We start from the raw sequence: 12,136 nt of genomic DNA, 5'->3' as shown, positions 1-12,136 counted from the left end.
TGTTAATCAGTCACAACGTTGACATTGTACCTTGTTGATCGCTAAGAGCCAGAGACGCGATCAAACCTCGAGCAGAATTGACGTTGGAACAGGGCTCTCCATCCGCACGGTAGCGATAAGATCAGCGACGTATTTTTCTATTTCTTCTAACTTGGTTTTGTCTCTATAAATAATGTCAGAAGCCAGAAGTTGGTCGTCGCCATGTGTCAGCATCAATGCTCCTACTGGCTCGCCCGCTGAAAAGCTGACATACAACGCATGCTCTGGGGCAAGAATAATCTGAGTGAGAAACTCCACAATCAATGCTCGTTCCGCTTCACTTGCCCAACGCTTAGATTGCAGTATGGAAAAAAGGATGGTTAAACGGTGGAAATCAACTAGAAAATGTTCCAGCTCGTTACCACTTTTCTCTAACGAGCAGCTTAGCGGTTGCAAAGTGCGCTCACTCAATGAGCGCTGATAAAGCGCCAGCCCTTCTAGGCTTTCTTTGGTTGGAAACTCACACTCCACCTGGTCGTGGAGCCATTGATTCTTGCTCGCAACCAGCGGTGATTCAATATGCATTTATTAATCCCAAATATCGCAAATTTTCGGAGTACAGATAGTGGACTTCGGCGAGGCGCTACAGCCAGCCAGCAACCCCAGCGTGATCACAACGACAATCAGTTTAGCTTTCATAACTGGTTCCCTTGGTGTTTTATGTTTCCCAGCAAGCTTTATACCATACCACGCACTATAGCGACTGTTCTAACAAAAAATGGTTACTCCTCAGCGTGAAGGAAACCGCGGCACATTTGCTGGCAACTTGGGAATAAACGCAAAAGCTGCTAAGGTAGCTAGGTTTACATTGGCTCGGTCAATAGGAAAAGTATATGAAAACAAAGATGTTAGCTCTGCTGCTTTGTGCAACGCCACTGCTTTACGGTTGCGGTAGCGACGAAGTCGGTGATGTCTCTTTAGGCTTGTTTACCATGAAAGACATCAAACTCAATACGCTGGTGGATCCTTTGGTGCCTGGCGTAACTTGCCATATTGCGAGTATTGAGGCGGATTTTAGCTTGGCCGATCCCAGTGATAGCTCGATCGCATGCCGCCAAACTGGGGAAATCACACCCGAGATGATCGCTGCCATCGACAAATCCGATTCAGGCGAAGTGGTGTTTAAGAAATCAAAAAGTGTCTTCTTTAAGTCGATGAAGATTCGTCGCATTTTTGATGCCAAAAATCAAACCTTGATGTACGTTTCCTATTCCACCAAAGAGACTTCCGGCAGCTTTAAACATAGCTTATCGACGGTCCCACTTTGGGGAACAAAAGCTTATCAAGAGACTTCGACAAACAAGCAATAATCCGCACTTCTGCTGTTCATTTCTTCATCAGCCAGGGTAAATTGTAACAAAAAGGCGCTCGATTGCAAAAAAACGTGATATCATGCGCCTCTTTTTTTTCTCAGTTATTAACTAGCATGAAGTTTCCTGGTCAGCGTAAATCTAAACATTACTTCCCCACGAACGATCGAGATCCTCTGGTCAACGAACTAAAGGCCGCACCAAAAATGTTTCGCCCAACCGTGGTTGGCGTTGGACAGACTATTGTCGATATCGAAGCGCGTGTGGACGACGATTTCTTAGCCAAATACGAACTGAGCAAAGGACACTCGCTGGTTCTTGAAGAGAGCAAAGCGGATGCGTTGTACGAAGAGTTGATTAAACGCGGTTTAATCACCCATCAGTACCCAGGCGACACCATTGGTAACACGCTGCACAATTACTCTGTGCTGGCCGACAGCAAATCGGTGCTGTTGGGCGTGATGTCCAAAAACATCCAAGTCGGTTCTTACGCCTATCGCTATTTGTGCCGTACCTCGTCGCGAATGAACCTCAATCATTTACAAACCGTCGATGGGCCAATCGGCCGCTGCTATACCCTTATTTCTCAAGATGGCGAACGCACTTTTGCCATCAATGAAGGCCACATGAACCAGTTGGCACCAGAGAGCATTCCTGAAGAAGTATTTGAGAAAGCGTCAGCACTGGTCGTCTCCTCTTATTTAATGCGCGGCAAGCCCAAAGATCCGATGCCACAAGCGGTACAAAAAGCAATCGAATATGCGAAAAAGCACCAAGTGCCAGTGGTATTGACGCTCGGTACCAAATACGTAATCGAAGGCAATCCACAGTGGTGGCAAGAATACCTGCGTGACAACATTACTGTCGTGGCGATGAATGAAGAAGAAGGCTTTGCATTGACTGGCGAACGAGATCCTTTACAAGCAGCGGATAAAGCATTGCAGTGGGTTGATTTGGTTCTTTGTACTGCCGGCCCCGATGGTCTTTACATGGCGGGTTACACCGATGAAGATGCCAAGCGAGAAACCACGCATGATATCTACCCAGATAGTATCGAAGGTTTTAACCAGTATGAGTTTAGCCGTGCGATGCGACGCAGTGACTGTAAAGCGCCAATACGCGTTTACTCGCACATTGGCCCTTACCTTGGCGGGCCTGCGGAGATCAAAAATACCAATGGTGCTGGGGATGGCGCACTCTCGGCTTTACTGCATGATATGGCGGCCAACGCTTTTCACCAACGAAACGTGCCAAACTCAGTGAAACATCAGCATATTTGCCTGACGTACTCTTCTCTGTCACAAATTTGTAAATACGCCAACCGCGTGAGCTATGAAGTGCTTACCCAGCACTCTCCTCGCCTCTCACGAGCCCTTCCTGAAAGGGAAGACAGCTTGGAAGAAGCTTACTGGGATCGCTAGTAGGGACATTGAGCTAGATGGCTGCCAACCGGCAGCCTTTTATTTTTGATCTCGGCCAATATTTACCGAAATAATCTAGTTTGCTCTCAATCAGGTTAGATATACTGCTTTACTACTATATTTAGATCCGTATCATTCGCACGCAAACGTTTGCTTTGGCGAAATCAAAAGGTTCAGCATGCTTTCAGATATCGATATTTGTCGCTCGACACCACTCCTTTCCATAGACAAAATTGCTCAACAGGCTGGCTTACTGCCAGATGAATTTGAGACTCACGGTAAATACAAAGCAAAAGTATCGGCAAAATGCGTCTCTCGCTTAGCGGACAAACCCAACGGCAAGCTGGTTTTAGTCACGGCGATCACACCGACACCTCTAGGCGAAGGGAAAACAGTCACGACCATTGGTCTTGCGCAGGGTTTACGCGCACTTGAACAATCGGTCATGGCGTGTATTCGCCAACCTTCCATGGGGCCAGTCTTTGGTGTCAAGGGTGGCGCTGCTGGCGGCGGTTATTCACAAGTTGCACCGATGGACGAACTCAACTTGCATTTGACCGGGGATATTCATGCGGTTACTGCGGCGCATAATTTAGCCGCTGCCGCTATTGATGCCCGAATTTATCATGAACAGCGCGAAGGTTATGCGGCGTTTGAAGCTCGCACGGGCTTAACGGCACTGCGCATTGACTCGAATCGGGTGGTGTGGAAGCGCGTGATGGATCACAACGATCGTGCGCTGCGCAAAGTTCTTGTCGGTTTGAATGACGAGGGCAAAATTATTAATGGGTTTGAACGAGAAGAAGGTTTTGATATTTCTGCGGCGTCAGAGTTAATGGCCATCCTCGCTTTATCCAAGAATTTGCAAGATATGCGCACGCGGATCGGTAAAGTGGTTTTGGCGTACGATCTCGATGGCGCACCAGTGAGTGCCGAGCAACTGCAAGTGGCTGGAGCGATGACGGTCACCTTAAAAGAGGCGATCAAGCCAACGTTAATGCAGACTCTTGAGGGAGTGCCTACACTGATCCATTCAGGCCCGTTTGCTAATATCGCACATGGTAACTCCTCGATCATTGCTGATGAGATCGCATTAAAACTTTCCAGTTACGTTGTCACGGAAGCGGGGTTCGGTTCCGACATGGGGCTTGAAAAAGCGTGCAACATCAAATCTTCCACGTCGCATAAAGCGCCAGACTGTGTGGTGATTGTCGCCACGTTAAGAGGCCTGAAAGCCAACTCAGGACTATACGATTTGCGGCCGGGCATGTCTTTACCAGATTCCCTTTTTACCTGTGACGCCAAAGCCCTAGAAGCTGGTTTCAGCAACCTAAAATGGCACATAGACAATGTGCAAAAATATGGCTTACCTGTGGTGGTTGCGATTAACCGCTTTCCACAAGACAGTGACGAAGAGCTTTCACAGCTTGTCGAATGGGTACGGAAATTATCTCTGAATGTACGAGTAGCGGTGAGTGAAGGTTTTGCCAAAGGTGGTAAAGGAATGGAAGCTGTCGCCCGTGAGGTTATTGAAGCGTGTGCAGAACCGGCTAATTTTCGCTCGCTCTATCAACCTCAGCAAAGTTTGCAAGAGAAAATCACGACCGTATGTTGCAAAGGGTATGGCAGCGGCGAAGTGGAGTTCACTCCTTTGGCGCAGCAGCAACTGTCTCTATACCAAGAACTTGGCTTTGGCACGCTCGCGGTTTGTATGGCGAAGACGCCGCTCTCTATCTCTTCCGACTCATCATTAAAAGGCGCACCCAGTGGCTTTCCCATCACCATACGTGAAGTGAAGCTCTGCGCTGGTGCAGGTTTCATCTATGCTCTGACCGGCAATGTAATGACCATGCCAGGGTTGCCAGACAAACCAGCGTTTATGCAGTTGGATATCAACGAGAATGGTGAGATTGTCGGCTTAAGTTAAACTCTCCAAACAACTACTTAAACCTACACATTTACAGTGTAAATAGGCACCAAGCTGGCTTGATGCCTATTTAACCTCTGCTAATTTAATTTAAATATCAGTGATTTATAATTCATGGACATTAGTTTTAAACGCTTGAACATCCAAGCGCATCAAAGGATCGACTTTCCAAGATACTTTTAATCTCCGCTGCGCGTGACAGCACTTGCTTTGGTGAACAAAGATCAACAAAATCGACCCGATGCCCATTTATCGTGCAAAAACACTTAATGAATGCATGTTTTTTGTGCAGAATCATAGATTATCTAACAAAAAGCTGAGCTTTTTGGGGCGATTAAATTGTGGCGTAATTCTTGTACTAATCTGATTAGGGATGCACTAATTCAGGGAGAAAATATATGCAAGATATCCTCGCTGTGATACTTGCCGGCGGTGTGGGATCGCGTTTGAGTCCGTTAACCGACAATCGGGCCAAACCAGCCGTACCGTTTGGTGGAAAATATCGCATTATTGATTTTACGCTGACCAACTGCCTTCATTCCGGTCTGCGTAAAATTCTGGTGCTGACGCAGTATAAGTCTCACTCTTTACACAAACATTTGCGCGACGGTTGGTCGATTTTTAATCCCGAACTTGGGGAATACATCACGGCCGTCCCACCACAAATGCGCAAAGGCGGCAAATGGTATGAAGGCACTGCCGATGCGATTTATCACAACCTTTGGTTGCTAAACCGAAATGACGCAAAACATGTTGTTGTCCTTTCAGGCGATCACATCTACCGAATGGACTATGCCGCGATGGTTGAAGAGCATTTGGCCAATCAAGCCAAATTAACCGTTGCTTGTATGGATGTTGCCTGTAACGAAGCGTCCGCGTTTGGTGTTATGGGGGTTGATGATCAAAACCGTGTTCACTCATTTATTGAAAAGCCAGAAAATCCACCACATATGCCCGGCAATGAAAATCGTAGTCTCGTGTCCATGGGCATCTACGTATTTGAAATGGAAACGCTAAAAAATGTTCTGTTGCAGGATGCTGAGAATGAACAATCATCGCATGACTTCGGTAAGGACATCATCCCTAAACTGATTGAAACCGAAGGGGTTTATGCGTATCAGTTCTGCGGAGCAAAAGGGCGAGTTGATCGCGACTGCTACTGGCGAGATGTCGGGACGATTGACTCTTTCTATCAAGCCAATATGGACCTGTTAGAACCCATTCCACCAATGAATCTTTACCAGAAAAACTGGGCGATAAGAACCTATGAACCGCAGTTTCCCCCTGCGCGTACGGTCTCTTCAGGCACAGGCAATGAAGGGATATTTATCAACTCCATCATTGCTAACGGTGTGATTAACTCAGGTGGCTCAGTTCAGCACTCGATTGTCTCTTCCAACGTGCGTATTAATGACGGTGCCACTGTGGTTGACAGCATTATTTTCGATGCGGTCGAGGTCGGCGAAGGATGCCAACTGGTTAACTGCATTATCGACAAACATGTGAAAATCCCCCCTTACACTCAGATAGGTATCAACCGCTTCGAAGACGCTAAACGATTCAAAATCTCAGAAAATGGTGTCGTCGTGGTTCCAGAGAGCTATCAATTTTAACCTCCCTCCTACATGTATTAAAAAACCCCCGTCTGAATATCAGACGGGGGTTTGCCTTTTTAGGCTATTGATAACTGGTTATGGACACGTTACTTCATCCCAGAACCAGTTCGATTGCGTTGGTGACTCCCACACGCCCGGGTTGTTTTTCGCCACGAAACACTTACCGTTATAGATGACGGTATCACCGCTTTTCGCTTGCGTTACACCCGGTTGCCATTGAATGACCTCACCCGATCCTGTGTTTCCACCAGTATCGCCGCCTGTGTCACCGCCAGTGTTGCCACTGCTGAGATCCGCAACAGGCAAATCTGGCTGCTCAAATTTGAACGCGTAGTCGACACCGTTGATGTTCACACTGTAGTTCGCCGGTCCAGAAATCGGCAGATAGTAGACCATGTCCAGTTCATAGGTTCCGCCCGCAGGCAACTCTTTCCAAGCCGGAAGAGAGAACGCCACACGGTGCATCACACCATCCAGACCGCCGATATTGTTAGCGCGAGTATGACCAGAGGCAATCACTTTCAAACCGCCACCAGACTGATCTTTTGCGTTATCTGGCGCGGAAACAGGAATGTCGAATTGGAACTCCGTTCCACCGGGGATCGCGGTGCCAGTGTTATTGGTAAAGGTCACTTTCGGGTTGATTGGGTAGTTCTGATCGCCGACTTTAAAGCCGCCCACAGAAACCGCGATATCCACTGTTTGCGCGGGAACCGCAGTGGTTGCGACGGCATTGCCGTAAGGCGTTGCAGACTTGAACTTATCGTAAATCGCTTTGGTCATGGTATTACCCATGTGGTATTCACCATTGCCTGAGGCACAAGCTTGTTCCGTCTCGTCGATCGTGGTGCGCTTACCGTTTTCATCAAGCACATAACAGCTGTAGTCGCCCGCCAGTTCCCAGAACATAATGCCGCCAATCTCTTTGTCGATCACGTAGTCCGCTTTGACATTAATCGAGGCTTTATCTTCCGTAGAGAGGAAGACCGATTTTTCCGCGTTCCACAACCAAGGTGCGACCGCGACACTGTCATAATGACGGACGTAGTTGCCAACCAGCTTGTCTTGTGGATCATTGGTAGGGTCAAGCTCATAGGCAGACGCGTACGAGCCGAAAATGCCGTTCTCTAGGTTTTTCGCGTGCCACATTGGGTTGGACCCTGCCCCCATCTCATCACCTGCAGCGTTAACGTCATGCCACATGTTGTCGATACCGGTTGCACCATAGCCACAGTTGTTCTTCTCACCTTCGCCTGTTCCCGGCGCACATTGAGACTGATTTGGCAGCGCTGCACGTCCCCACAGACCGTTGGTTCCGCCCTTCACACCCTGCCAGCCGCGCGTGTAGTACGGCACACCAATGTTAATGCGTCCTGCTGGCATGGAGCCGCGGAAGTAGTGGTAAGCCCAGTCTGTGTTAAGGTAACCAATACCGCCGTACTGCGCTGTGCCATACACATTCCACTGTGCCAACTCAGAATCTTCGCCTGTATCAAACAGCGCCGCGTTGTGACCAACATGATCGTTCCACGCACCATGCAGGTCATAAGACATGATGTTGACGTAGTCGAGATACTTGGTGACATCGAACGTTTCCATACCGCGCAGCAGATAACCCGATGAAGGTGCCGCGATGGTTAACATGTAGTGGTGACCATCTTGCGCCGAGGCTTGATCGAGCTTTTCACGCAGTACTCGCATCAACTCTTGGTAAGAGGCCCAGAGATACTTACGGCGGGGCTCCATAAAGGCTTTATCGTCTGGGTTACCCGCGCCAGCCATGGAGGTTGGGTATTCGTAATCGATGTCCACACCATCAAACTTGTACTTGCGGATCATTTCGACGGCGGACGCAGCGAATTTCTCGATACCTGCGTGGTTAATCGAACCATCCGCATTCGTCGTCATGCTGTAGAACCCGCCATCGGCCACACGACTGCCATCTTCAGCGAAGTGACCGCCAGTTTCGGCCCAACCACCAATTGAAATCAGCGTCTTAACACCATATTTCTGTTTGTAGGTAGCCAGCGCACCAAAATGGCCTTTAAAGCCCAAGGTTGGATCAATTTCGACGCCCGGCCACTCTTTACCCACCGCGGCGTTATTGGGATCATTGACGTTACCAACATTGACTTTGCCATCAGAGCCAATGCTGACAAAGGCATAGTTGATGTGCGTCAGTTGTTCCCACGGAATGTCTTTGACCAGATAAGCGGCTTGCGGATCGTCGCCACTACGCCAACTGGTGAAGTAACCAATCACACGGCGAGGATGATCTGCGCCCATTTTTTCGCGGCCTTCCTCGTCATACACAGTACAGTAAGGTACGTTAACGCCCTCGGTCTGGTACAAACCATCCGGACGACACGATGCCACGGTCGCCGCACCGTTTACTTTGAGCGTTTGCGCCGCAGAGTCAGTCGTTGCGCCAAGGTTATCGGTCGCACGAGCGAACACGGACAGGGATCCCGCTTGAGTAGTGGTGTAGTCGAGAGAATAAGGAGCGGTCGCCGCCGTACCGACCAGCACGCCGCCAACAAAAAAGTCAACTTTCTCAACCGTACCATCGCTGTCTGCGGCATTTGACGTTAAGGTCACCACAGCACCTTGCTCAACTGTCGTTGCAGACAGAGCCAGCTCAACCGTTGGCGCATTGTTGCCCGGTTGCGTCGATTCGACCGTCAACGTAACTTTGCTTGGCTGGCTAGCGGCGCCTTTATCATCATAAGCGACTGAGCTGAACGTGTGCGCGCCAGCTGTCGCCGTCCAGGTTGCAGAGAAAGGCGCAGAGCTGTCTTGACCAACAACCACTCCATCGACGAAAAATTCAACTTTTGCCACCAAGCCATCTTGATCTACTGCGTTGGCTGACAATACAACCACATCCCCCTCTTTCACCACATCACTAGAGAGTGGTGAGGTCAATGAGGTCGTTGGAGCTTGGTTTACAGGGTCGACCGGGCCACCATCACATACGCCCAGCGCTTTCCATTGCGCCCAGTCACCCGAAAATTCGGCAGGATTATTATTTTGTGTCCAGTAACGGGCCTCGTAAGCTTGCCCCTGGTGCTGTACTTTATCGCCTCCGCTATAAACCGTTGCAGAGTTCCATTCTTGCAATGGCGAGCAGTCAACGGCGGCGTAACTGTTGAAGGCCATCAAACATGAAGCCGTGAGGGTACTGAGTGTAAAGACACTCTTGGCGGCTTTTCCATTCTTTAAGCGCATACTTGCTTTTCCTTAAGTGATTGTTTCAACGTGAATCTGTCGGCGAATTTTCGTTTCGACGACTTATATTTCTTCGTGAAATAACTTAAGTACAAGATGGAATTTTCACACCTATTAATTGCGATATTTATAAAATCACTCGCAAGAAAGCAGTGCAAACGTGCAACAGGATCAATCTTATTTTGTACCGACAACTAATTTCTGATTAATTTCGCACACTTAAATAATCTGGAAAATTCGTTCCTAAAACGCGCTTTTGAGTATATCTCTCTATGAATAAGCCCATCACTAATACATTATTGTGCAATATGTTTTATAGGTGCTGCACATCAGATAAAACGCGGTCATTGGGATGACACATTTCTATGCTGCAACGCTGCCACTCGGCGTTTCATTGAAGTGTCTTTTGTATTCGCGGCTAAATTGAGAAGTGCTGGTATAGCCGACCATTCTCGCCGCATCGTTGACCCGACGCCCTTCAAGTTTGATCAGTTCACGCGCCTTATTAAGCCGCACCTTTTTGATGTACTGAATTGGCGACTCCAAAGTCACGGAGCGAAAGGCGTTGTGGAAAGCAGAAACGCTCATGTTGGCTTCGGCCGCCAAACCTTGCACCGTCATTGCGTTGGGGTAATCCTGATGTACTTTTTCCAGCACACGGGCAATTTTTGAGTAGAAGCCCTCTTTTTGAGCCAGTTCAAACAACACGTACCCTTCTTGGCTAAGCAAAGCGCGAAATACGATCTCTTCAAGCAAAGATTCACCGAGCATTTCACTTTCAACATCATCACACAGTGCGCGCATGAGGCGTTTACAAACATCCAACATCCGATCATCCATCTTGACTGACTTCAAACCACAAGCTTCTTGACTTACAGGTACGCCAGTACGGTAGTTGAGGCCTTCCAATTTATGCACCATTTTTTGCAGCAAAGGCAAAGGAATATCGACTGAAATACCCAGCAGGGGCTGCTGCTCTGAAGCAAACGCCTCACACTCCAAAGGCATCGGCACACCCACCACCAAATAATCATTCGGTCCATAGCAAACTGGCGTATCACCAATGTGGATATTTTTACATCCCTGACCAAGTACTATGATTCCAGACTGATAAACAAATGGCTGGCGCGAATTGCCTCGGCTACTGCGATAAAACCACACGCCGGGGATTGGCGTCTTCGTGATCCCTTCCAAACTGCTTAAGCCACGGCACTCCACATAGCGCTGCATTATCTCTGCCAGTGTTTCCATTCATCCCCTCCACACAATTTTTGTAGTAATAGGCAAAATAATTCGAGTTTTAGGCCTGCAAATATCCAACACTCTGGACTATTATGCAACAACAAAAACAAGACAAGTCAAACCAAGCAAGAGGTGATGCATGAAGTTTTCTTACTCCAACCCAACTCAGATTTTTTTTGGTCAAGGGCAAATTAGCGCTATCACTCGCGCGCTGGACCCGCAAGCGAAAGTTCTGGTGATCTACGGTGGCGGATCTATTAAGAAGAACGGCGTTTATGACCAAGTGGCCAGTGCCCTAGAGGGATTTGACTGGGTGGAATTTTCGGGTGTCGAACCCAATCCGACCAAGGAAACCTTGGACAAAGCGGTTCACATTGTGAAACAGCAGCAGATCAACTTTATTCTGGCCGTGGGCGGTGGTTCAGTAATTGACGGTTCTAAGTACGTGGCGGCGGCAGCAAAATACGAGGGAGATGGCTGGGACATTTTGACGGGCAAGCATCAGGTGAGCACTGCAACACCGCTGGGCGCGGTACTAACCTTGCCTGCAACGGGCTCTGAGTCCAACTCCGGCGCGGTGATCACTAAAGCCGAAACGCAAGATAAGCTGGCTTTCCTTAGCCCTTACGTGCAGCCTAAATTTGCGGTCATGGATCCTGATGTGATGAAAACGCTGCCCGAAAAACAGCTTCTGAACGGCATTGTCGATGCGTGGGTACACGTATGTGAGCAGTACATCACTCGTCCAACTGGCGCGATGGTACAAGATGCTTACGCCGAAGCGCTTCTCAAAACATTGAAAAAGCTTGGTGAGCGCTTTGCCGATCGCGACAGCGATGAATGGCGCGCCAACCTGATGTGGGCGGCCAACCAGGCTCTGAACGGTTTGATCGGCAGTGGTGTACCACAGGATTGGGCAACGCACATGATTGGTCATGAACTGACCGCGCTGTGGCATGTTGACCACGCCCGTTCTTTGGCCATTGTTCAGCCTTCTCTGCTACGTAACCAGATCGAGTTCAAACGCGCGAAACTGGAACAGATGGGTCGTGAAGTGTTTGCCTTACAAGGCGATGAACAGTTGGCAGAGCGCACGATTGATGCGATTGAAGCCTTCTACCACAGCATGGGCGTTGCCACTCAACTTACCGAACACGGCGACGACAAAGAGGCTGCGATTGATGCGGTGATCAACCAACTGAACAACCACGGCATGGTGGCATTAACGGAGAACCAATCCGTGACACCAACTGAAGTAAAACAGATCCTAACGGCGGCAATTGCTTAGTTCTTCGATGGCATTATTTGTCTCCAAATCAATGAGACACTATTTCGTGTACAAAAAAGCCCGCT

Annotated in this window: 8 protein-coding genes; 5 read left to right on the top strand and 3 right to left on the bottom strand. The window is 48.7% G+C overall.

Features of this window, described 5'->3' with window-relative positions; genetic code table 11:
* Positions 1-60: 60 nt before the first annotated feature.
* Positions 61-564 carry a hypothetical protein gene (locus EWA64_RS18850; protein ID WP_061895684.1) on the bottom strand — a complete coding sequence of 168 codons (504 nt, stop codon included), beginning with the start codon at positions 562-564 and terminating at the stop codon, positions 61-63.
* 308 nt (positions 565-872) lie between these two features.
* Between EWA64_RS18850 and EWA64_RS18845 the strand changes: the two genes are divergently transcribed.
* From EWA64_RS18845 to glgC, 4 genes are all read left to right on the top strand, one after another.
* Positions 873-1,349 carry a CreA family protein gene (locus EWA64_RS18845; RefSeq protein ID WP_061895685.1) on the top strand — a complete coding sequence of 159 codons (477 nt, stop codon included), beginning with the start codon at positions 873-875 and terminating at the stop codon, positions 1,347-1,349.
* A gap of 116 nt (positions 1,350-1,465) precedes the next feature.
* Positions 1,466-2,770, top strand: a complete 1,305-nt coding sequence (locus EWA64_RS18840) for an inosine/guanosine kinase (RefSeq protein WP_061895745.1) — start codon at positions 1,466-1,468, stop codon at positions 2,768-2,770.
* Positions 2,771-2,948: 178 nt separating this feature from the next.
* Positions 2,949-4,697 carry a formate--tetrahydrofolate ligase gene (locus tag EWA64_RS18835; protein WP_061895686.1) on the top strand — a complete coding sequence of 583 codons (1,749 nt, stop codon included), beginning with the start codon at positions 2,949-2,951 and terminating at the stop codon, positions 4,695-4,697.
* A 398-nt stretch (positions 4,698-5,095) separates the two neighbouring features.
* A complete protein-coding gene (gene glgC, locus EWA64_RS18830; RefSeq protein WP_061895687.1) occupies positions 5,096-6,310 on the top strand; it encodes a glucose-1-phosphate adenylyltransferase in 1,215 nt (404 codons plus the stop codon).
* A 78-nt stretch (positions 6,311-6,388) separates the two neighbouring features.
* Here the strand turns inward: glgC and EWA64_RS18825 are convergent, their stop codons facing one another.
* Both EWA64_RS18825 and EWA64_RS18820 read right to left on the bottom strand, forming a co-directional pair.
* On the bottom strand, positions 6,389-9,541 hold the full coding sequence (locus EWA64_RS18825) for a chitinase C-terminal domain-containing protein (RefSeq protein ID WP_061895688.1): 3,153 nt from the start codon (positions 9,539-9,541) through the stop codon (positions 6,389-6,391).
* Between the two features lie 363 nt (positions 9,542-9,904).
* A complete protein-coding gene (locus tag EWA64_RS18820; RefSeq protein ID WP_061895689.1) occupies positions 9,905-10,792 on the bottom strand; it encodes an AraC family transcriptional regulator in 888 nt (295 codons plus the stop codon).
* Between the two features lie 130 nt (positions 10,793-10,922).
* Between EWA64_RS18820 and EWA64_RS18815 the strand changes: the two genes are divergently transcribed.
* Positions 10,923-12,071, top strand: coding sequence for an iron-containing alcohol dehydrogenase (locus tag EWA64_RS18815; protein WP_061895690.1), 1,149 nt, complete (start codon positions 10,923-10,925; stop codon positions 12,069-12,071).
* Positions 12,072-12,136: the final 65 nt, after the last annotated feature.

The organism is Vibrio cidicii, from assembly GCF_009665415.1.
Taxonomy (GTDB): Bacteria; Pseudomonadota; Gammaproteobacteria; order Enterobacterales; family Vibrionaceae; genus Vibrio; species Vibrio cidicii.
Note: the sequence above shows the minus strand (reverse complement) of the source record. Positions and strands in the feature narration are given on the sequence as shown.

What these genes read in the sequence shown, in the direction of transcription:
- EWA64_RS18815 (WP_061895690.1), top strand. Translation starts at nt 10,923, where the DNA reads ATGAAGTTTTCTTACTCCAACCCAACTCAGATTTTTTTTGGTCAAGGG.
- EWA64_RS18840 (WP_061895745.1), top strand. Translation starts at nt 1,466, where the DNA reads ATGAAGTTTCCTGGTCAGCGTAAATCTAAACATTACTTCCCCACGAAC.
- EWA64_RS18845 (WP_061895685.1), top strand. Translation starts at nt 873, where the DNA reads ATGAAAACAAAGATGTTAGCTCTGCTGCTTTGTGCAACGCCACTGCTT.
- EWA64_RS18850 (WP_061895684.1), bottom strand. Translation starts at nt 564, where the DNA reads ATGCATATTGAATCACCGCTGGTTGCGAGCAAGAATCAATGGCTCCAC.
- EWA64_RS18835 (WP_061895686.1), top strand. Translation starts at nt 2,949, where the DNA reads ATGCTTTCAGATATCGATATTTGTCGCTCGACACCACTCCTTTCCATA.
- EWA64_RS18825 (WP_061895688.1), bottom strand. Translation starts at nt 9,541, where the DNA reads ATGCGCTTAAAGAATGGAAAAGCCGCCAAGAGTGTCTTTACACTCAGT.
- glgC (WP_061895687.1), top strand. Translation starts at nt 5,096, where the DNA reads ATGCAAGATATCCTCGCTGTGATACTTGCCGGCGGTGTGGGATCGCGT.
- EWA64_RS18820 (WP_061895689.1), bottom strand. Translation starts at nt 10,792, where the DNA reads ATGGAAACACTGGCAGAGATAATGCAGCGCTATGTGGAGTGCCGTGGC.